This is a genomic window from Exiguobacterium sp. BG5(2022), from assembly GCF_031844365.1.
Lineage (GTDB): Bacteria > Bacillota > Bacilli > Exiguobacteriales > Exiguobacteriaceae > Exiguobacterium > Exiguobacterium profundum.
In genome coordinates this window covers 55,835-77,628 of the sequence record NZ_JAUZVB010000003.1, presented here as the reverse complement: position 1 = coordinate 77,628, position 21,794 = coordinate 55,835, and the positions used below count along the sequence as shown (strand labels likewise).

17 protein-coding genes and 1 riboswitch are annotated in these 21,794 nt (G+C 46.8%); of the genes, 8 read left to right on the top strand and 9 right to left on the bottom strand.

What is annotated here, in order from left to right; genetic code table 11:
- Nucleotides 1–55: 55 nt before the first annotated feature.
- A complete protein-coding gene (locus tag Q9R25_RS12495; RefSeq protein ID WP_159563522.1) occupies nt 56–838 on the top strand; it encodes an alpha/beta hydrolase in 783 nt (260 codons plus the stop codon).
- Nucleotides 839–878: 40 nt separating this feature from the next.
- Here Q9R25_RS12495 and Q9R25_RS12490 read toward each other — a convergent pair whose 3' ends face one another.
- Nucleotides 879–2,117, bottom strand: coding sequence for an aminopeptidase (locus Q9R25_RS12490; RefSeq protein WP_015880769.1), 1,239 nt, complete (start codon nt 2,115–2,117; stop codon nt 879–881).
- Nucleotides 2,118–2,229: 112 nt separating this feature from the next.
- Between Q9R25_RS12490 and Q9R25_RS12485 the strand changes: the two genes are divergently transcribed.
- The 3 genes from Q9R25_RS12485 to Q9R25_RS12475 all read left to right on the top strand — a co-directional run bounded on the left by Q9R25_RS12485 (nt 2,230) and on the right by Q9R25_RS12475 (nt 6,302).
- Nucleotides 2,230–2,637: a YkvA family protein gene (locus tag Q9R25_RS12485; RefSeq protein ID WP_074037788.1), complete on the top strand. Its 408-nt coding sequence runs from the start codon at nt 2,230–2,232 to the stop codon at nt 2,635–2,637.
- Between the two features lie 77 nt (nt 2,638–2,714).
- Nucleotides 2,715–3,581 (top strand): YitT family protein, encoded by an 867-nt coding sequence (locus tag Q9R25_RS12480; protein ID WP_015880767.1) that lies wholly within the window; start codon nt 2,715–2,717, stop codon nt 3,579–3,581.
- A gap of 114 nt (nt 3,582–3,695) precedes the next feature.
- On the top strand, nt 3,696–6,302 hold the full coding sequence (locus Q9R25_RS12475) for a putative bifunctional diguanylate cyclase/phosphodiesterase (protein ID WP_215244336.1): 2,607 nt from the start codon (nt 3,696–3,698) through the stop codon (nt 6,300–6,302).
- A 27-nt stretch (nt 6,303–6,329) separates the two neighbouring features.
- On the opposite strand, the gene Q9R25_RS12470 is transcribed toward Q9R25_RS12475, so the two are convergent.
- Nucleotides 6,330–8,399: an alpha-amylase family protein gene (locus tag Q9R25_RS12470; protein WP_215244335.1), complete on the bottom strand. Its 2,070-nt coding sequence runs from the start codon at nt 8,397–8,399 to the stop codon at nt 6,330–6,332.
- 151 nt (nt 8,400–8,550) lie between these two features.
- Between Q9R25_RS12470 and Q9R25_RS12465 the strand changes: the two genes are divergently transcribed.
- Nucleotides 8,551–9,174 carry a hypothetical protein gene (locus tag Q9R25_RS12465; protein WP_078146294.1) on the top strand — a complete coding sequence of 208 codons (624 nt, stop codon included), beginning with the start codon at nt 8,551–8,553 and terminating at the stop codon, nt 9,172–9,174.
- 39 nt (nt 9,175–9,213) lie between these two features.
- Here Q9R25_RS12465 and Q9R25_RS12460 read toward each other — a convergent pair whose 3' ends face one another.
- Both Q9R25_RS12460 and Q9R25_RS12455 read right to left on the bottom strand, forming a co-directional pair.
- Nucleotides 9,214–11,256 (bottom strand): heavy metal translocating P-type ATPase, encoded by a 2,043-nt coding sequence (locus tag Q9R25_RS12460; protein WP_311283237.1) that lies wholly within the window; start codon nt 11,254–11,256, stop codon nt 9,214–9,216.
- A gap of 110 nt (nt 11,257–11,366) precedes the next feature.
- Nucleotides 11,367–11,729 carry an ArsR/SmtB family transcription factor gene (locus Q9R25_RS12455; RefSeq protein ID WP_015880762.1) on the bottom strand — a complete coding sequence of 121 codons (363 nt, stop codon included), beginning with the start codon at nt 11,727–11,729 and terminating at the stop codon, nt 11,367–11,369.
- Nucleotides 11,730–11,878: 149 nt separating this feature from the next.
- Here Q9R25_RS12455 and yhfH point away from each other — a divergent pair, with 149 nt between their 5' ends.
- Nucleotides 11,879–12,037: a protein YhfH gene (gene yhfH / locus Q9R25_RS12450; protein ID WP_015880761.1), complete on the top strand. Its 159-nt coding sequence runs from the start codon at nt 11,879–11,881 to the stop codon at nt 12,035–12,037.
- Nucleotides 12,038–12,071: 34 nt separating this feature from the next.
- On the opposite strand, the gene Q9R25_RS12445 is transcribed toward yhfH, so the two are convergent.
- The 3 genes from Q9R25_RS12445 to Q9R25_RS12435 all read right to left on the bottom strand — a co-directional run bounded on the left by Q9R25_RS12445 (nt 12,072) and on the right by Q9R25_RS12435 (nt 14,083).
- Nucleotides 12,072–12,404, bottom strand: a complete 333-nt coding sequence (locus tag Q9R25_RS12445) for a fluoride efflux transporter FluC (protein WP_015880760.1) — start codon at nt 12,402–12,404, stop codon at nt 12,072–12,074.
- A gap of 10 nt (nt 12,405–12,414) precedes the next feature.
- Nucleotides 12,415–12,801 carry a fluoride efflux transporter CrcB gene (gene crcB / locus Q9R25_RS12440; protein WP_078146292.1) on the bottom strand — a complete coding sequence of 129 codons (387 nt, stop codon included), beginning with the start codon at nt 12,799–12,801 and terminating at the stop codon, nt 12,415–12,417.
- 79 nt (nt 12,802–12,880) lie between these two features.
- Complete coding sequence (locus tag Q9R25_RS12435; protein ID WP_015880758.1) at nt 12,881–14,083, bottom strand: ornithine--oxo-acid transaminase; 1,203 nt, start codon at nt 14,081–14,083, stop codon at nt 12,881–12,883.
- Nucleotides 14,084–14,238: 155 nt separating this feature from the next.
- On the opposite strand from Q9R25_RS12435, the gene Q9R25_RS12430 reads away from it, so the two are divergent.
- Nucleotides 14,239–16,293 (top strand): sensor domain-containing protein, encoded by a 2,055-nt coding sequence (locus tag Q9R25_RS12430; protein ID WP_031420968.1) that lies wholly within the window; start codon nt 14,239–14,241, stop codon nt 16,291–16,293.
- Nucleotides 16,294–16,310: 17 nt separating this feature from the next.
- Here the strand turns inward: Q9R25_RS12430 and Q9R25_RS12425 are convergent, their stop codons facing one another.
- On the bottom strand, nt 16,311–17,714 hold the full coding sequence (locus Q9R25_RS12425; RefSeq protein ID WP_311283236.1) for a basic amino acid/polyamine antiporter: 1,404 nt from the start codon (nt 17,712–17,714) through the stop codon (nt 16,311–16,313).
- A 223-nt stretch (nt 17,715–17,937) separates the two neighbouring features.
- Here Q9R25_RS12425 and Q9R25_RS12420 point away from each other — a divergent pair, with 223 nt between their 5' ends.
- Nucleotides 17,938–19,563, top strand: coding sequence for a peptide ABC transporter substrate-binding protein (locus Q9R25_RS12420; RefSeq protein WP_159563514.1), 1,626 nt, complete (start codon nt 17,938–17,940; stop codon nt 19,561–19,563).
- A gap of 347 nt (nt 19,564–19,910) precedes the next feature.
- On the opposite strand, the gene Q9R25_RS12415 is transcribed toward Q9R25_RS12420, so the two are convergent.
- On the bottom strand, nt 19,911–21,503 hold the full coding sequence (locus Q9R25_RS12415) for a Na+/H+ antiporter NhaC family protein (RefSeq protein ID WP_311283235.1): 1,593 nt from the start codon (nt 21,501–21,503) through the stop codon (nt 19,911–19,913).
- Nucleotides 21,504–21,615: 112 nt separating this feature from the next.
- Nucleotides 21,616–21,790, bottom strand: a riboswitch (Lysine riboswitch).
- Between the last annotated feature and the right edge of the window lie 4 nt (nt 21,791–21,794).

Sequence of the window (21,794 nt, the reverse complement as noted above, 5' to 3'; positions counted from 1 at the left end):
GATTGTATTTTGGTTCATGATTCTCCACAATACAAGTAGAAAGAGGTGACGAAAGATGATTGAACAATTGAACGTGTCGATTCCGACGGAGAAGGTACGTGGTCAAAAGCGGATTGTCCGCGTATTTCGACCAGACTGGGTCGACGTCAGCACCCCGCTTCCCGTCCTGTATATGCATGATGGACAAAATGTGTTTTCTGGAAACACTGCTACATATGGAGAAGGTTGGGAAATCGATCGTTGCATCGACCTGCTACGACTCCCGCTCATGGTCGTCGCCATCGCGAGCGCCCCGAACTGGCTGGACCGTTATGATGAGTATTCATATGAGGAAGATGAGATGCTGTATCGACGGATCGGACCCGAATTGGCAAGAACTCGTCCAACACTCGGTGGCCAAGGCCGTATGTATACAGATTGGCTCATGAACGAATTAAAACCACGAATTGACAGCGAGTACGCTACTGACCCAGAAGATGTCGGGGTCATGGGGAGCTCGATGGGAGGTGTCATCTCTCTATACATGATGGCGACCTATCCTTCTATTCGACGAGTTGGTTCCCTCTCCACTGCGGCATGGGCCAATCTTGATCCATTGATCCGAGAAATGAAACATGCTGAGTTCGCCGGTAAACTATATATGGACATTGGCACAAATGAAGAGAGCGGGCCTATCACTCCAAGCGACTACCTATTCACGAATGCGAAACTGATTGACGTCATCGCGCAGAAAGGAATCGCCTTCCGATATGAGGTCGAACCAAATGCGATTCACAACGAATCGGCCTGGCGTCGCCGCTTGCCTCACGCACTGCGCTATCTATACGATTGCACGTAAAAAGAGCGAATTCCGTAACTTTCGGAATTCGCTCTTTTGTTTAGATGACCCAGTTCCCGTCACGCATGATTGCTTCACGCGTCCCGTCTTCCCGTTCACCATCGATATTCATTTCGGCTGACCCGATCATGAAGTCAACGTGTGTCATCGAGTCGTTCGCCCCGTTCGCCGCGAGCTCTTCTTGTGACATCGAAGGACCCCCTTCGAGACATGTCGAGTACGCACGTCCGAGCGCCAAGTGACACGATGCATTCTCATCAAACAACGTGTTATAGAAGAGAAGACCAGAGTTCGAGATTGGAGAATCATCCGGAACGAGCGCTACTTCACCGATACGACGCGCACCCTCATCCATATTCAACAATTCATCAAGAGCCGCTTGCCCTTTTTTCGCCTCCGCTTTGACGACTTTCCCACCTTCAAACCAAAGAGTGAACTCATCAATCAAGTTCCCGCTGTAGCTGAGTGGTTTTGTACTCGATACGTGACCTTCCACAGAATCTTTATCTGCGAGCGTGAAGACCTCTTCCGTAGGCATGTTTGCGATAAAGTCGATGCCATCGACGTTCGGGCCGCCACCGCCAAGGAAGACGTGTTTTTTCGGAAGTCCGATCGTCAGTTCCGTACCTGGCGCTTTGTAATGAAGCTTCGCATATTTCTTCTCTGTCAACAGCTTCGCACGGCTACGGAGTGATTGATCGTGTGTATCCCATGCCGCGACGACATCTTCTTGATCCATCCGCGTTGCTGCGAAGATGGCTTGCCATAATGCTGCAACCGCATCATCACGTCCCGGGAATACTTTTTGTGCCCACGCTTCTGACGCACCTGCGACGATTGACCAGCTCACATTGTCGCTCATCACATATTGACGCCACTTCGCAAGCGCTTGTCCTGCTGCACGGTTTGCATCCGAAATGCGTGACGATTCCACACCATTCAATGCATCCGGGTCATCACTGACGATTGACAAGAATGCCGTCTTCTCTTCAGCCAATTGCTCAAAACGAGCCTTCAACCAATCTGGAAACTCTTTGAACGAATCCGCTGGTGCATTGAAATAACGGATCTTCCCTGTTTCTTCGTCGCTCCAGTTGACGAACACTTGCTTCGCTCCGGCCGCATAAGCAGCCTTCACCACGTGACGGACGAGTGGTGCCTGACTGATGTCAGCACGTACTTCTAATTGTTGACCAGGTTGAATGTTCACACCTTTTTTCACAGCTAATTCTGCATAGCGTGCGAAATCTGCCTCTGTCGGCATCGAAATCTTAGACATATGTATCGTTCCTCCTTTTCAGTTATCTTTATTTTCTTAAATTTCAGGAAAAGTTGCAACCAATGCGCAAAAACGGGCATATTAGTAGATGAAGAAAGAAGGAGGAATCCAAATGGCAGATTGGAAAACAACATACACACATTTTTTAAAACAAGCGAAAGAAGACATCCGCGACCGAGAACAATTGGGCGACTTGCTCGTTCAAGGTGAACGCGCACTCGCAAAAGTCACAGTCGATGTGGCATCCAATGAAATCAGTAACATCGAGCGTGAAGAAGAACTGACACTTTACTTCCAGATGAAACAAATGCTGAATATGTTACGCGCGCTTTACAATGAACAATTTGAGATGCAACCCGATAAACAAGAGGAACTTGTTGCGGCCATCCTATACTTCGTCTCCCCATTCGATGCGATTCCAGACGATGTCCCACTCGGACTTTTTGATGATGCTCAAGTCATCGATTACGTACATGAGCAATTAGCGAGTGATATCGATCGATTCCATAATGACATGTGAGACTTGAAATGACGTAAAAGTAGCAGTACGCTTGCAGAAGACTTACAAAAAGGAGGCGTCAGGCCTAGCCATTATCTATGTATGCAAAATCTCGAAAACGGGTTGCCCTTGAAACGGTACTGTTCATCATTGCCGGGACAATCCTTCAGTCTGTCTTTGTCAGCTTACTGCTCAAACCAAATGAAATCGGTTCTGGGGGAATCGTCGGAATCACGTTGATTACGAATGAACTGTTTGGAACTCCCATCGGTTTGACACAGCTCGTGCTTAATATCCCACTCTTTTTATTGGGACTAAAATATTTGGGACGTCGATTTATCTTGATGACAGGAATTGTCGTCGTACTTTCCTCTATCCTCATCGATAGTTTGCCAGTCTTGATTCCCCCGACCCCACTCGATGATCCGCTCGTCGCTTCGGTGTTCAGCGGAATCGTTTCAGGGCTTGGACTCGCACTTCTCCTCTTTGCAGGAGCTTCCACCGGTGGACTCGACATTCTAGGGAAAGTCATCTATATGAATAATCGAAACTTGTCGTTGCCTAAAATCTTTCTGACACAAGACATCATCGTCTATGTGTTGGTCTTCATCGTCTTTGACATCAAAGCTGTCATGTACGCGCTTGTGTTAAGCTTCGTCAGATCCCGTACGTTGCTTACGATTCATAAATTCTTCGCTGCCCAAAAGCAATGCTTCATCATTTGTCAAAAAGCAGACGAAATCAATTTGGTCATCAAGCAGAATTTGAAACGGGGCGTCACCATCATGGATGCGACAGGCGGATATTCGAACGATTCGAAAAAAATGCTGTACGTCGTCGTCCAGAACAATGAAATCCCACGCCTTCGTCAAATCGTGTCTGAAATCGATTCTGAGGCGTTTGTCACTGTGTCTGAAATCGATTCAGTCGTCGGAAACTTTAAAGAACACTCCTATACACTGTAAATCTAAAATTTTCGACAACAATATAGATTGTTGTCGATTTTTTTGTGTAATCTTCGTTCTCCTGTTCCGATAATAAATAAGAGCCCCATACATATAAAGAAGGAGGTGCATGAGTTGTCTGTTTACTCGTTGCGCCAATACGTTCCGGCGATTCTCATCGGAACTTTTTCTACCGGACTTTTATTTTTATTTTTGACCCCGCACGACTTACTACAGATCACGTTGTTCATCTATTATCTCGTCATATCAGGGGCAGCGATTGGCTTTAGCGGAGTAGCTATCTTTAAACATAGAGGTATGCGGCGTTTTATCCATATTTTGATTAGTGCAGGAAATGTATGCTTCACGCTGTACTTACTGATGCACTATTATTCAATCAACGACAATATGCAGTCCTTGTTGTTCCTCCAAAATTTCTTTTATTTAATCATGGCTTTAATCGTCATCACGCAATCGATTGAGTTTCGTACTTTGAAACTACGCACGTTCGATTTATTCGCCCTGTTCAGTTTCCTTTTGATTGGTGGTCTTCATATTTGGTTCTTTTCAACGCAAGACGTCTCACTCGTGTCACAGTTGAGCGGATTCGAAGAGCAAATGTTACTCATTAGCCTCTATATGATGCTCGCATTCCTCTACTTAAATCGAGTCGTCTCAGCCGGTCAACAGTTCCGGATTTTATTGCTCGTCGGAATTCTTGGATTCACGATTGCTTCGATTGCAAACACGTTGGTTGTCTTTTCCGGAATTACACATGAATTGATTCATCTGTTGCAAGTCAGTAGTATATTGACCATCTCGATTAGCTACTGGGTCGATGATGTATCGGAAGATGCACTTGCCTACGATTCCATTGTCGATTATGTGCTGTATAGTGTGGTCGTCATGATGTTTTTACTCGCTTCCGATCGCCTTCTTGGAACATCCGTAATGGACTCGATGATCGCAAATGCTGTTCTCTTGTTGCTCATTCGTCAGTTTGTCGTCTCCAAACAGAACGCACTCATCAGTCATCGTTTGCATTCCGTCAACACAGATTTGGAAGTTGCCGTGTCGACCAAGGCACATGAATTAGAAATCCGTGAACAGCAATACCGTTCGCTTTTTGCCTACCATTCAGAACCGATTTTCTTATTCGACTTGCATGGCGAAGTGTTATCTGTCAACGAGGCCGGCAGCTCTATCTTAGGACTGACAACCGAAACACTACTCGGCTCGAACATCTTAGACATCATTGAATCGAAAGACCGTGCACCTTATACCATCATTCTTCAAGAGTTGACGAACGGTCGTCCCCGAACAATCGATGTGCGTGTGATGACCGACGAAGGGGAAACACGCGTCTGGCAATTGGTCAACGTCCCAATGATCATCGAGGGAGAAGTCGAGGGCATCTACGCTATCGCTAAAGACATCACCCAGATGATCGAGCAACAAGAACAAATTCTGTATCAAGCTAAATTCGATAGTTTGACCGGTCTTCATAACCGCTACGCACTTCAAGAGCAAATCGAACGCTTGATCGAGGAAGGGCGTACGTTCACATTGATGTTTTCCGATTTGGATGGATTTAAAGAAATCAATGATCAATTCGGTCATCATATGGGTGACCAGTTATTACAACATATCGGAAAACGGCTGCGGACTGCACTCTTGCCGAACGAATATGCCGGGCGACTCGGGGGCGATGAGTTTATCGTCGTCGCGGAACATGGAGACGATGAGATGTTGACGGAACGATTGCGGCGGCTTGTCTATCGTCCCCCGTATTATATGGCCGGGACACTCGTCGAAGTCCATGCCTCGATCGGGATTGTCCGCTTCCCGGAGCATGGGAAAAAATTAAAGCACTTGCTCTCGAATGCCGATTTGGCGATGTATCGCGCGAAAGACAAAGGTCGTGACGAAACCGTCATGTTCGAACCAGAGTTACGGGAGGACAAAGAAGAGCGGAAAGTGTTGATGGAAGGGCTTGAAACCGCACTTGAAAAAGGCGAGATTTCCCTTTTCCTTCAGCCTCAAGTGGATGCCTCGACGAAAGCAATCATCGGAGCAGAGGCGCTCATGCGCTGGCAACATAACGGTGCGTTCATTCCACCAAGCCAGTTCATTCCGATTGCTGAAGAAACGGGACATATTCAGGATTTAGGTCGTTGGATGATTCATGAGACATTCCAATTGATTCACGTATTTGAACAAGGCGACATCCATTTACCGAAACTATCGGTCAACTTATCCGTCCGTCAGTTGTTTGATGAACACTTGATCGATTACTTGAAAACATTGTTCGAGCGGTTCCCGATTGAACCGTCACGCCTTAATTTTGAGTTGACAGAAACCGTGGCCGCACATCATTCGGATCGTGTATTAAATCGCATTTTAGAGTTAAAAGCACTCGGCATCAAGCTGTCTATCGATGATTTCGGGACAGGGTACAGTTCACTCGCATACCTCGTCCGTTATCCAATCGATGAACTGAAAATTCCTCGTGAGTTCACGATGCAGCTTGAAGAGAATCGCGAATATCAAATGGTCACGACGACCATTGTCGCCATGGCACGCCAACTCGGTATGGCACTCGTTGCCGAAGGCGTCGAAACCGAGTACCAGGAGACGTTCCTTCGTAAAATCGGTTGTGACTCCATGCAAGGATATCGCTATGCGAAACCGATGCCGCTCGATGAATTTGTCATTTACTACATGAAACACACAACGCCTTGAACCGGTTATTCGGTTCAAGGCGTTTTTTCATCTCATCTCGTACACTTTGACTTCTCCCGGTTTCAAATCGACCACGAGATTCCAATTGTCATCAAACGAATGCTCCGCATACGGCCACGAATCAGGTGAATAGACCATCTCCGCAAAACGACTCGCATTCCAATTTCGACGTCTCACCCCATCAAGCGTGACAACTCCTCGTAGCGCATCTACCATGTTCGTATTCGCTACGATGAGCAACGTATCATTCGTTTCCGGTCGTAACCAAGCGAATCCAATGAACGGGGCGAACGGCTCATTTAAAACGAGCGGTTCAAAGTGATTCGGATCCACGAGCACATCTAACCATCGACGTCGAATTTCAGCCACTTGATGCATCACTTCAATCATTTCATCCCGTTCTGGATGATCCCAATGAAACTGATACGCATCAAAAAACGCAAGCTTGCCAAAATAAGGATCCGTCGGGAAGAGTTGATACGCCTCTTCCGGTCGACAATCGAGTCCAGTGTTCATCGGTTGTGTCTCATACAATTCGAGCCCCGAGTTCGTCATCGGAACCCCATTAGGCATAAATCCGTTCAACACCGTCAACAAGCGGCTTGCTTTTCGTCCGCCTTCCCGTGTCGCGAGTCGTCGCGTATCTGCCGTTTCACCTGCTGCAAATACCGGAAGAGGTAAAAAGCGTGAATCGTATAAGAATTGATGGGTTTCATGCGTGTTGAATCGCGGTTCTTTATAAAAACCATATCCGATAATCATATTATAGCCAGCGTCCTTCGCCGCCCAGGCTCCGGACTCGATGAGTTCTTCAGCGATAAAGCTGAAATTCGAATCGATGGCACGCGGTTGTTCCAAAATTCGTTGTGCTAAATCGACCGGAAGGGCATGCCCCATATCAATACGCGCTCCATCTATACCGTATTCCCGTTGATAGTGAGGAATGATATCAGCGAGCATCTCCCAAACAGGTTCATTGATCTCATTTCCTCGGAATTGATTGGATTTGATCGAGTCAAACAGGATATAAGGTGCAATGTTCGCATCGTTCACATAAGGTGCCGCTGCAAGCGGATGGTCTAAGAAAAGTCGGAAATAGGTTACGTCTGACCATGGTGGTTGCGGGTCATTGATACAATCCGAGAAAGCAGGTGCAGTTGTCAATCCGAACTCTCGTTCAATCATCGCCAATACGTTTTCTTCTGGATGCTCGAGCAACGTGTTACGTACACGATCCCATTTCTCCGCATCAATCAAATTCGGTGCCATGGAGAACCGTCGCAAGTGTTGCCATACGTCTTCTGAGTTATACACCATCGGCAAGAAAGCAAATTCCGGTTTGACGTTCTCCCCAATGCCCGGAACATATGGCGGATGATAGTAATCGACTTCCGTCAAGGGAATCCAGTAAAACCATTCCGGATTTTCTAAGATGAGACGGTTATCTCGGGCACACGTCCGCGGGATGACATCGATGACGACACGAATCCCTACCATGTGACAGGCCTCCACGAATGCGGCAAATTCTTCTTCGACCGTCATCTCGTCACCAGTTAACGTTTCCTTTAACTCTTCATCAATTGCGAAAAAGTCTTGAACGGCATAAGGAGAACCGAATTCACCCTTCTTGTTTTTATGGCTGTGTTGCGAAATCGGCAAGAGGAATAATGTATCGATCCCCATATAGAGAAGATGTGGAATCAATGCAAGCGTTTTCACAAAAGTGCCTGTGTCTTTCATTCCCACTGAATTCTCCCTTTCAACGTAACCCGACCCGTCATGGTCCCATGAGGTCGATGTACGAACTTGCATGGAGTAGACCGATGCCCGTTTGATCCAATCCCCCCCGGTTTGTAAATGTCCGTCTGCAAGCGCAATGGAAGTACGATAGTCGCGACTTTCATGTGCATACGGGAAAATCGTTTTTTCAATCGTTTCCAACAAGAAATCATATGGATTGACACGTTCCACCCCATCTCGAACCGGCTCGGAATGGAAACGCATACGATTCCAAAGACTCGGAATCTCATAGGTAAGATTGGTTCGCTTGTTTCGTAAAACCTGGCACAGCTTGTGTAACGTCGAGTTCTCTGACATATTGACTCTCCTTATGCATCTAATTGTCTTCTCTCATCAAGAGACACTACTCTTAATGATTATACATTTCCCCGTTTTTTCCTTTTTCAAAAAAATATTTTCTGTCGTTTTTTACAAAATCATGTACGATGTAGAAGAAAGGAGGGTCACGATGTCACAACGAAAGTGGATTTTATTATGGATCAGTTTATCAATCTTATCTATTTCGATTATTTTTATTTTTATTTTTCAATTGAAAGAAACAAATGAGCGTCTCGAAACCATTCAAGGCGAACAACTCGACTCCTATGAATCGATTGAAGACGTGATGTATTATAACGTCGAACGGGCAAATGCCATCCGTGGATTACTCGCATATGAAGACCGACACTTTTTAGAGATGTACTATAGCATGTCTCGACAAGCCAAAGACCTTAAACAATCCATCATCGATGACCCGGACACACCGAGCTCTGTCCTCGATTTACTCGAACGAGATGCCATTTGGGAAAAGGAAGCCGACCGCGTTCTCGTCATCTATGAAGAAGGCGACTTAGTGAAAGCGACGGCTGTCGCAGAAACGATGACAGAACTTCGGCAAACGATTTTAGAAGATTTACGGTCTCTCAAACAAATGCAATACAAAGACATTCATAAAGAGTTGATTGCGGCAGAGAATCAAGTATCTTTCTTGACACAAGTCCTTTTCACCATCACTTTTTTACTTCTTGCTATTATTGTTATCCTCACCTTTATGTTGTTGCGCATTAAAACGCATCACGACAGAATCGAATAAAAAAAGAAGTGTCTCAGGTACAAAACCGAGACACTTCTTTCATGATGTCATACGAAGTAACCGCGTCGCGTTCGCGATGGCAAGAAGCGCCACTCCCACGTCCGCAAATACCGCTTCCCACATCGTTGCGATGCCGAACAATCCTAAAAGCATGACAAGTGCTTTGATTCCAAAGGCAAGGAAAATATTTTGCCAGACGACGCGCTTCGTTCGTTTGCCTAGCTCAATGGCCCGAATGACATCTGTTGGCGCATCATGCATCAATACCACGTCCGCCGCCGTGACTGCTGTATCGCTTCCGACGCCACCCATGACGAGACCGACGTCTGCCCGGGCCAAAGCCGCCGCATCATTCATACCATCCCCGACAAAAGCAACTTTACGCGTTCCGAGCATCCGTTCGATTGCCTCCACTTTCTCGTGCGGCAGCAACTCCCCTCGTACTTCATCCAATCCGAGTTGCTTGCCAATTTTTGTAGCGACTTCTCGACGATCTCCAGATAGCATGACCGTCTGGATTCCGATTCGTTTCAATTGTTCGATTGCAGCCATCGCATCCGGCTTTACCGTATCCATCAGTTCGATTCGTCCAAGCCAACGATTATTCTTCATCACATGTACATTCGTCCCGATTGACGAATCTGCAATCACTTGACCTAACCGTTCCATGTAACGGGCACTCCCTACATACACCTCGTCGTCACCATCTCGTGCACGGAGACCATATCCCGGCTCCTCTTGAATCGAATCAAACGATTGAACCTCCCCAGCACGACGGACGATTGCTTGCGCAAGAGGATGATTGGATGCTTGTTCGACACGGGCAGCTAACCGTAACAGTTCATCGCTAGTGATGCCGTCTGTCGTCACGATATCGGTCACTTCAAATCGCCCGGTCGTCAATGTTCCTGTTTTATCGAAGACCACTGCATCCACTTCAGTCAATGTATCAAGGAACTCGCCACCTTTTACAAGAATCCCTTGTTTCGACCCAGAACCGATCCCCCCGAAATAACCTAACGGGATTGAAATCACAAGTGCACAAGGGCAACTGATGACGAGAAAAATCAAGGCCCGGTAAATCCATTCATTCAAGTCCCCTACAAACAAGGGTGGAACGAATGCGACAAGTGTCGCCATGACTACCACAATCGGTGTATAGACTTTTGCCAAGCGCGTGATCATTTGTTCCGTTTTTGCTTTCTTTCCATTCGCCTCTTCGACGAGAGCAATCATTTTTTGAAGGCTTGATTCAGCCGCGAGCTTTGTCGTTTCAACGATGAGACGCCCCTCGATATTGACCATACCTGCCAACACTTCCTCGCCCGCGCTAACTTGCCTTGGAACGGATTCACCAGTCAATGACGACGTATTTAAAGAGCTCGCCCCACTCACGACGAATCCGTCCATCGGGACTAGTTCTCCTGAACGAATGACGAGGCGTGACCCGACCGTTACTTCTTCCGGCAATCGTTCCATTTCCTGACCCGCCTCGAGTACACGCGCTCTGGTCGGTTTCATATTCAACAAGGACTGAATCGATTTTCGGGAGGCGCGTACCGCCCGTCCTTGCACGTATTCCCCAAGTTGATAAAACAGCATGACCGCCACCGCTTCCGGGTATTCCGAAATGGCGAATGCCCCGATTGTCGCGATGGTCATTAAAAATTTCTCGTCAAACCATTCCCGGTTCCATATGTTCCGGACCGCACCGTATACGACGTCGTAACCAGCAAGTGAATATGCCGCAATATATCCTACAATCGAATCTGTCCAAATGGCCATCGAAAAAATAAGAGCGGCTGTGAGAAATCTCCAAAGCGTCCAATCTCGTCCTTCGGTTTGATCATCATCTTGTTTTACAAACTTCGCTCCCGGTTCAATCCGCCCCATCGTCTGCTCAATTGACTGAAGCATCTTGTCACGGTTCGACGGGTCCACCCATTCAATCACCATACGACTCGTCGCAAAATCAATTTGGCAAGATGCGACTTCTTCACATTTCGCCACATCCCGCTCAATTTTGGCCGCACAATTAGTACAGGTAATACCGGACACAGGTAGTACGTCTCGATTTCTCATCATATCCCCCTAACATTCAAATGATCATTTGAATATATCGTATCGTGAATTGAAATTGAAGACAAGTACCAAAAAAATGACCGCCCCTCGAATGGGGACGGTCATTGAACTTAAACGTCTTTTTGTTCTTCACTGTGTGTCAATGCAATTTCAACGAGCTGTCTCACATGCTCATCATCCAATGAATAATAAACGACTTTCCCTTCTTTACGATACTTTACCAACCCTTGTTCGAGTAATGTCCGTAAATGGTGAGATGCGGTCGCGTTAGAGTGACCGATAACGGCCGCCACATCGCATACACATAGTTCATGTTCGAGCGTCAACACATACAGCACTTTTAGACGGGTCGGATCAGCGAACGCTTTAAACAAACGACTGACTCGAGGCGCATCTAATTGCGCCAAGGCGGTTTGTAGCGTTGGAACGTCCTCTGATTGAATTCCAATCGTTTCACACTGTGGCACTTTCATTTTTTTCACCTCGTCTTTTGATGTGTATAGTGTAGCAAAAAATCCCGAATATATCTGTTATATATTATAGTTGACTTAACGCCATCTGTTATAATACAATCATGACAACAACCAATACCGTGACACATCTACGAAGGAGGCATTTTCATATGAATGAATGGGCGAGCCGACTCGAATCTTCTGTCGAGTTTTATCAAAAACTACCGGACAAAACGTGCCAGGAATGCGGGAAGCATATGGATGAACAGTGCGAGTCATACGAAACGACTTGTGCTTCATGTACCGAGAAGCTTCAACTTGCAGAATAAAACAACGCCCCTTCGAAATGGAAGGGGCGTTGTTTTAGATTGACCAGCCGATATAAGCAGCCAGTATTCCAAACAGATATGTCGCAAGGAGATAAAGTCCGAATCGAATCCAGTCTTTTGTCGCAAACCGCATCAATTCAAGTTTCAAAGTCGAAAACGTCGTAAACGACCCTAAAAATCCAATCCCTAAAAAGAGAAGGAGCGACGGATGGCTCGTGTGGGCATATAAATACCCAAGGCCAAACGAACCCGACACATTGACGAATAATGTTGCAAATGGAAAGGTGGAATCAGACCACCGTTTCATCAGTTGACCGATAGCAAAACGACACATCGCACCAAAAAAGGCACCTGTCGCAATCCACATGATTGTCACTCTATTTCACCTCACCTTTTCGTCTCACGCCGACACGATAACCAAGCCATGAGCTCCCGAGTCCAAGCGTGATACTCAAAAAGACGTATAGAAGCGCCAACCCTATCCGACTTTCGTCTAATAATCGAATCGTTTCAACGCTAAACGTGGAGAATGTAGTGAAGGAACCAATCATTCCAGTCCCCACAATCGTGACGAATTGAGGAGAAAGTTTACCCGTTCGAAGAAACATGTGAGTCAACCACCCTAACAAAAAACTACCGCTGAGATTGATGAGCAATGTCGAAACCGGGAATGCGCTCGGTCCAATCGAATCGATCATCATACCAAGGCCATAGCGTGCCAAAGCACCGACCGCCCCTGCCAATCCGACATATATGTAAATCATCCAACTCCTCCTCCACGAAAAAGACACCTGCTAGGCAGGTGTCGATTGAACTGACTTCATTATACCAAGCTGACGCTTCTTACGAAATAGCTGCGGGAGCCAATACGGCTTCGATTGCTTCGAATGCTTGGTCGAGTTCTTCTTTCGTGATCACAAGCGGTGGTGCCAATCGAATCACGGTTTCATGTGTTTCTTTACAGAGAAGTCCCCGCTCTTTTAGCGCCTCACAATAAGGACGAGCCGACTCCGTCAACTCAATGCCGATAAAGAGTCCACGTCCGCGAACGTCACGAATCATCGGATTGTCGATCGACTTCAAGCGATCCATGAAGTACGTCCCGAGTTCTAGCGAACGTTCCGGTAGGTTTTCTTCTTCTAACACTTCAAGAGCCGCGACGGAGACAGCCGAAGCAAGCGGGTTTCCACCAAACGTCGACCCGTGCGAGCCTGGGTTGAAGACCGAAAGAATCTCCTGATCAGCTGCAACACATGAGATTGGGAAGACTCCGCCTCCGAGTGCTTTTCCGAGAATATACATATCCGGTGTGACGTCTTCCCACTCGATGGCAAACCACTTTCCAGAACGACCAAGTCCAGACTGAATTTCATCTGCGACGAAGAGGACATTATGTTCTTTACAGAGCTCAGATGCCCGCTTCAAATAACCAGCCGGCGGAATGATGATTCCAGCTTCCCCTTGAATCGGTTCAACGATGAACGCAGCTGTATTCTCTGTGATCGCCGCTTCGAACGCGTCGATATCACCGTATGGCACAACTTTGAACCCTGGCAATAATGGTCCGAATCCACGCTGATATTCCGCTTCTGTCGACATCGACACAGCAGCCATCGTCCGTCCATGGAAGTTTCCTGAGCAGACGATGATTTCCGCTTGTCCCGGAATGCCCTTCACGTCATATGCCCAACGACGTGCTGTCTTCACGGCCGTCTCGACCGCTTCTGCACCCGTGTTCATCGGTAACACCATCTGTTTCTTTGTAAGCGTTACCACTTTGTCGTAAAAACGTCCGAGTTGATCGTTATAAAAGGCGCGCGACGTCAACGTGATCTTATCCGCTTGATCTTTAAGCGCTTGGATGATCTTCGGATGACAGTGTCCCTGATTGACAGCAGAGTATGCACTTAACATATCCATGTAGCGATTCCCCTCAGGATCGGTTACCCAAATCCCTTTCGCCTCCGAAATGACAATCGGTAGTGGATGATAGTTATGTGCCCCGAACTTCTCTGTCAATTCAATCACATCATGTGTTTTTGACATATTGTTTCCCCCTTATTCAAAACTATCTTACTCTTTCAGTATATGACGTCCCTCTTTCTTTTGACAATGACGAACTTAAGCATTCCTTGAATTGGCAAAATCAGGTACACTGACATTAGAATATGCATTTAGCATGACAGATTGGAGGAAATGATGTGGCTTCATTGCGTGATTTACCAGTAGATGAATTCATCGATGCTTTATCTGTTCCGTGTTGTTATATTTCTCAAGATGGTACGGTCCTATTATGGAATACGCATGCCGAAGTTTTATTCGGCTGGGAACGTGACGAAGTCCTCCATCAACCGCTGCCGGTCGTCCGGCAATTAGATCATGCTCTCGAAACATGGTCGCCGCTCCTCCTTCAATATCCATTCTCGACAACGGCGATGACGCCGTTTCAACATAAGGATGGCTCCGTCATCTATGCGACTGCCTACCTGCAATCTTTTTCGCTCGAAGGGATTTATGGTTATTTTTTAGCGTTTCTCCCAAAAGGATTTGGACCGCTCATCAGTACAGAACAGTTCAATCTACTTCATCATTTTCAAGAGATGATCAAACAGTCCACGCATTACTTGGCGACAAATGCGAAAGGCGAGATTGTAGACATCAATCCTTCGTTATGCCGTCTACTCGATGCGACGGAGCAACAGCTAATCGGACGCGAATGGTTCGAACTCATTCATGATTCAAGTGAACAGGACGGGATTTCGCGTAACGTTTTAAAATCACTTGCGACCAATCGGATTTGGAACGGTGAGATGCCGATCTCCTGTAAGCAACATGAGTCAGAGCCGTGTTGGCTTAACTTGACTGTCGTACCGATTGTTAGTGAGAAGAATGAAGTGATTCAATATACCGCATTCGGATTTGATGTGTCGGAAAAGAAGCGTCTTGAAAAAGAAGTCCAGTTCCTCGCTTATCAAAATGAGTTGACCGGACTTTATAATAAAAAAGGGTTTTTACGTCGCTACGACTCAATCCTTCGACAAATCGATGAGCGAGAAGGTCTCCTTCATATTGCCTTGTTTGATATCGACCGCTTCAAAATTATCAATGAGTCATTCGGGTCTCGCGTTGGGAACGAACTTCTCATCCAAATCAAAGAGCGCGCACTGCATCTTATTCCGGAATCCGCTCTTTTATTCCATCCTACGGGCGGACTGTTCGGTGTCATGTTCTTCGAGGAATCGAAAGAAGAAGTGTTCCAAGTACTCCGACATCTGCAACACGAACTGCAACGTCCGTTCCGGATTTACCATCACTCCATCATGGTATCGATTTCGATCGGATGCGTATTTTATCCGTCTTCGACAAGTTCACTCGAGGAACTGTATACACGTGCTGAAAGTGCCCTCTTCAAAGGGAAACAGATTGGCGTCGGTACGATTCAATTTGTGACAAAAGATATGGATGCCGCTTTCTCGAGACAAATCCATATTGAGAAGGCGATGTACCGAGCCCTTGAAGAAAAGCATTTTTATCTTGAGTATCAACCAAAGTATGAACTTGCCACAGACCGGCTCATCGGTTTTGAGGCACTCCTTCGTTGGCATCACGACGAACTGGGACAAATCCCGCCTTCAGAGTTCATTCCGCTCGCGGAAGAGATGGCACTCATCGTTCCCATCAACAACTGGGTCATCTTAGAGGCAACGAAACAACTGAAAGCCTGGAAAGCCGAGTTCGATCAACCGCTCTCGATGGCAATCAACATTTCGCCTAATCAATTCCGAAGCGACAGTTTTTTGAATACGTTACGAAACATCAAGCAACAACTCCAGCTCGACCCGGCAGACGTCATTTTGGAGATCACGGAAAGTCTTGTCATGCAACAAACTGATGAAATCATCGAACGCATGGAACAAATCAAGCGCTTGAACTATCGACTGTCGATTGACGATTTCGGAACAGGCTTCTCGTCCTTGCAGTATTTGAAGTCCTTCCCGGTCGATGAACTCAAAATCGATAAAGTCTTTCTCGATGATTGGATGGCGTCCAAATCTCATCTCCTCGATGTCATCGTCCATCTTGGGAAGAGTTTAAATCTCCACGTCGTCGCAGAGGGAGTCGAAGATGAAGAGATGTTGGCACACTTAAAGTCGACAGATTGCGATTCTTTCCAGGGCTATTTATATGCGAGACCTGCTTCACCAAGTGTAATCGAACAATTACTCCGATCATCAAAAAACTCACCGGACGCTTGAGACGCCGGTGAGTTTTCTTATAGGGCAATCGCGGCTGTCCAAAGTCCATAAATGCCATAGGTCGCACATAATAGAATAATCAAGGCAATCATCGACTGGGTACGGGTCAAGAACGGTCGTCCTTGTTCCCGTTCTGCCAAAAGAAAGACGAAGATGCCAGGTGCGTATAGAATCATCGCAATCAAGACATACTCGAATCCTGAAGCATAGAGTAACCAGGCGGCGTATAGCGAGGCAATCCCGGAAACGACCATCATCCGTAGCGACGTCGCCCGCTTCGCCTCCATCCATCCATAGAGTGCCGAGAATAGATAAGGAACGAGTGCTGCGATTCCAGCGATGCTTGAAAGCACGAGATACGTCTGTTCTGAAAACAAGGCGATGGCCGTGACCACTTGAGTGAACGCTTGGGTGATGAATAGCGCGTTCACTGGTGTTTCGTTCGCATTCAAACGGTGAAATACTTTCGGAAACACCCCATCCCGGCTCGCCACGTACGAAATCTCCGTCGCTAAAATCGTCCAGCCGAGCAATGCGCCTGTTAATGATACGAGCAGTCCGATGTTAATCAATGTTGCGCCGACCGGGCCGACGACCGCTTCTAACACATATGCCATCGACGGTTCAGGCAACGCAGCGAGTTGCTCCTGTGTCATGACACCAAACGAGAAGATGGAAATCATCATGTAAATCAATAACGTCCCAATCAGGCCAATGACCGTGGCACGACCGACATCTTTCTTGTGACGTGCGCGCGATGACAATACGACCGCTCCCTCGATACCGACAAATGCCCAGAGTGTGACGAGCATCGTCGACTTCACTTGTGGAAACACATCCGCCCAAACAAACCCTGTTTCTCCCCAAAAATCGACTTGGAACGTATCTATTTTAAACGCGAATAGGATCAACACGATGAACAAAATAATCGGGACGAGTTTCGCAATCGTTGTCACGATATTGAGAAGTGCCGCTTCACGCATCCCACGTGAAATGAGCCAAAATAAGCCCCAAATCAGAACGACACTCACGAACAAGCGAAACAGTCGGTGTTCTGCTGAGAATATAGGAAAAAAATAAGCCAATGTACTGAAAATCAATGTGATGTTGGCTACCGTCCCAATCCAAGCCGACATCCAGTACCCCCATCCGCTGTTGAATCCGACAAACTTCCCGAAACCTTCACGGGCATAGGCGTAAATTCCGCCTTCTAGCTCTGACCGCGTGTTTGCTAAAAACTGAAACACAAAGGCGAGCATAATCATGCCGACACCCGTAATCCCCCATCCAATTAAAACTGGCCCGACCCCTGCCCCTTGTGCCATTGCACCAGGCAGGTTAAACGCACCTCCACCAATCATGGTCCCGACGACCATTGCCGCAAGACCGAAAAAGCCGATTCCGGCTGAATGTTGTTTCAAGTTAACGCCTCCACTACTATCCTATCTGTACGAATAACTATACAAAAATATTGTATAATCATTCGTTGATTTTTCTATTCTACTTCCTGAAAGGATTGATGAATAGTCATTCTAAATAAGTTTATATTTTCGGATAATTTAAAAAATTCCATTGCATATTCATGTCAGATGTAGTTTAATTACAACATATTCTAAATTATCAGAATTTTCGGGAGGTTGTATGATGCGTAACAAAAAATGGTTAGCGTTATCGGGGGTCGCATTATTGGCGACGGCTGCTTGTAGCACAGGAGATGACTCATCAAGTTCAGAAGGTTCATCTTCGAGCGATGCGAAAAAAGAAATCACAATGGTATCGGCGACGGACTTGCCGCAGCTCGATCCGACACTGACAACAGACTCGACATCGATCATCGTGACAAACAACGTGTTCGAAGGATTGTATCGTCTAGATGAGAACAACCAACCGACACCGGGGATTGCCGAAGATGTCGAAGTATCTGAGGATGGACTTACATACACGTTCAAGTTACGTGACGCAAACTGGTCAGACGGTTCTCCAATTACAGCTGAAGACTTCGTTTACTCTTGGAAACGTGCCCTCAATCCTGAAACAGGTGCGGAGTATGCCTATATTCTTCAAGACTTGAAAAACGCGAACAAAATCCTTGCGGGTGAAATGTCGCTCGACGACCTCGGCGCAAAAGCGATTGACGAAAAAACGCTTGAAGTACAATTGGAAGCACCAGCTCCTTATTTCTTAGGTTTGACTGGATTCCCAACGTATATGCCGCAAAAACAAGAGTACGTCGAAGAGCAAGGCGAAGAGTTCGCAACATCTGTCGACAAGACACTCTATAACGGACCTTACGTCTTGAGCGAGTGGCAAGACAATGCAGGATGGGTTTACAAGAAGAACCCTGAATATTGGGATGCTGAAAACGTCAAGATGGACACGATCAACGTCAAAGTCGTAAAAGACGTATCGACTGGGGTCAACTTGTTCGAGTCGGGTGAAGCGGACTACACGCTCCTCTCTTCTGAATTCGTTCCGCAATTCGAAGACAGCGACGAGTTCAAAACGCGTGCCGATGCTCGAATCAACTTCCTTCGTTTCAACCAAAAGAACGAAGCGCTCCAAAACGTCAACATCCGTGAAGCACTTGCGAAAGGATTCGACAAACAGAGTGTGACAGATGTCATCTTAACAGATGGATCGCAACCGGCGAACTATATCGTAGCGAAAGACTTCACGTTCACAGAAGACGGAGCTGACTTCCGTGAGAAGTATCCAGACCTCCTCAACTACAACGTAGATGAAGCAAAAGCCGCGTGGGAAAAAGGATTAGAAGAATTAGGTGTTGAAACAATCGAACTCGAGTTCCTCTCACGTGACGAAGAAGCGTTCAAGAAAGTGAACGAGTTCATCAAAGGCGAACTTGAGAAGAACTTGCCTGGTTTGACACTTAACATCAAACAGCAACCGTTCAAAAACTTCCTTGATCTTGAAGGGAAAGGCGAATATGACGTTTCTGCAGCTGGTTGGGGCCCTGACTATCAGGATCCGATGACATACCTCGACATGTGGGTCACAGACGGACCGTTTAACCGTATGGAGTACTCGAATGACGAATATGATCAGTTGATTCAATCTGCGAAGAAAGAAGCCGATCAGATGAAACGTTGGGAAGCAATGCAAGAAGCAGAACGCATCCTTCTCGAAGAAGACTTTGCCATCGCTCCGATTTATCAAAAAGGTGAGGCATACTTAGAGCGTTCAAACATCGAGAACATGTACCGTCACCCGTTCGGTGCCGATGCAAGTTTCAAGTGGCTTGACGTGAAATAATGATTGTAACCTCCTTGATTCCTACATGGACCAGGGAGGTTTTTCTGTCGTGAAAGTCTCTCTATAAAGAGTTTGACACTGCGGTTCACCTTATTAGCTGTCACGATCTGCATCATGAATGTATCTAGATTGGATGACAAGAACATCTACTTCGCCTCCATTTTGGTTGCTCGAGACACCTTGGTTTTCTTTGTACGTCATTCATCTTTATTACCACAGCCTATCACTGGACATCATAGTTCCCTTTTGGTTCATTCTCGGTAAACTACTCGACCGTCTCACTTATGCAGTGACGACCGCACATAAAAAATGACTTCCATCGATTTGATGGAAGTCATTTTCATATATCACGCCTCACGCTTTGCGCGAAGTTCTGCAGGTACTTTCCCACGTTTTGAAATCACTTCTGCGACTCCTACCAATACGATAAACGAAATCAATGCAGCGAAGAATCCGATCCAAATCGATGCTGTAATCCCGAGCACCAAGTAACCGATCGCTGACACGACCGCTGCAAGAATAGCATACGGCAATTGTGTCACCACGTGGTCGATGTGGTGCGAGCCCGCTCCTGTTGAGCTGAGAATCGTTGTATCTGAGATTGGTGAACAGTGGTCACCAAACACCGCACCGGCCAATACAGCTGCAAGTGACGCGAGAAGGAGTTCCGGTTCAACAGCCATGATCAAGTCGGCACCGATCGGAAGCATCAAACCAAATGTTCCCCAACTCGTTCCTGTCGAGAATGCCATGATTCCGGCAATCAAGAAGAGAAGGAGTGGCAAGTAAGATGCAGCGATTGTATCTGTCACGAAGCTCGCCAAGTATTCACCAGTCTTCATGTCGCTGATGACCGCAATGATTGTCCAAGCAAACAAGAGAATCAAGACAGCCGGCCACATGGCACGAACGCCTTCCCATGCCGCTTTTCCATAGTCACGTGTTGGGATTTTACGACCAATGAGAAGCAAGAATGCGACAATCAAACTGATGACAACACCCGCAACGAGTGAGCGTGTCACGTCTGTCGATTCGAAGGCTCCAATCAACGAGAAGTCTTGACCGTCAGCCGCGAGCGCTTGACCACCCGTGTAAAGCATCGCTGACACTGTCGCGATGATAAGCGTGATAATTGGTACGATCAAATCACGTACTTTTCCACCTTCGTGCTCGTGTAAATCTTCGCTCATTCCCATCGGCTTTCCTTTTGCCGAATCATACAACTCCCCTTGGAGGGCACGAAGTTCGTGCGTGCGCATCGGTCCGATGGCAAGTCCAGTGAATGCCACATATGCTGTCAAGAGTAGTGCGAAGACGGCATAGAAGTTCATTGGGATGATTTGAATGAATGCAGAGAATGACGAATAGCTGTCAATCGAGTATTTTGCCAAAATACCTGCGATGATGGCGATGATATATGCACCCCAACTTGAAAGCGGGCTGATGACACAGACAGGTGCTGCCGTTGAGTCAATCATGTAAGCCAACTTTGCACGTGAGATGTTTTTACGGTCTGTGAGTGGACGACTGATGTTTCCGACCGCCAAGCTATTGAAGTAGTCATCGATAAAAATCAAAATACCAAGTCCGAATGAGACGAGACGTGCACCGCGTGCTGTCTTGACGTTCGACGCAGCCCATTCACCAAATGCGCGTGCGCCACCTGATGTTTGAATGATTGACGATAAAATCCCGAGAAGGAGCAAGAACGCAATCAACAAGACGTTCCATTCGTTGATGGCTCCATCCGCCCAGAATAAAGCGATGATGTTCGACCACAAGTATTGAATCGAATCAATTGGATTGAAGTTATGCAAGAGAAGGACTCCTGCGATAATCCCGACACCGAGTGATGGGATGACCTTTCGTGTTGTGATTGCCATAATAATTGCAAGTAATGCCGGTACGAGTGAGAGTACCGATGTTGAATAATCTACCATGCTGAATTCCTCCTTTTTTATTAGGATGAGGCCCCCCTATGCTTAAAAAAACGCAAAGCGAGGGCATCGGCAACAAAGCCGACACCCTCGCTGGATGTTCCGTCTTTCTTAGCCGACTTGGAGCGCTCCATACGTAAATATGTATGGCAGTCCGACGGGTATTTCCCGTCAGCCCAGCACAACCCCACGGACATGGTGTTGCACTTCGGCGATCCTGCCTTTTTGTAGTCCTCATCGTTGTCATCCTCCGACTACTTACTCATCAGCATCGCACCTCTACCTCATCGATAG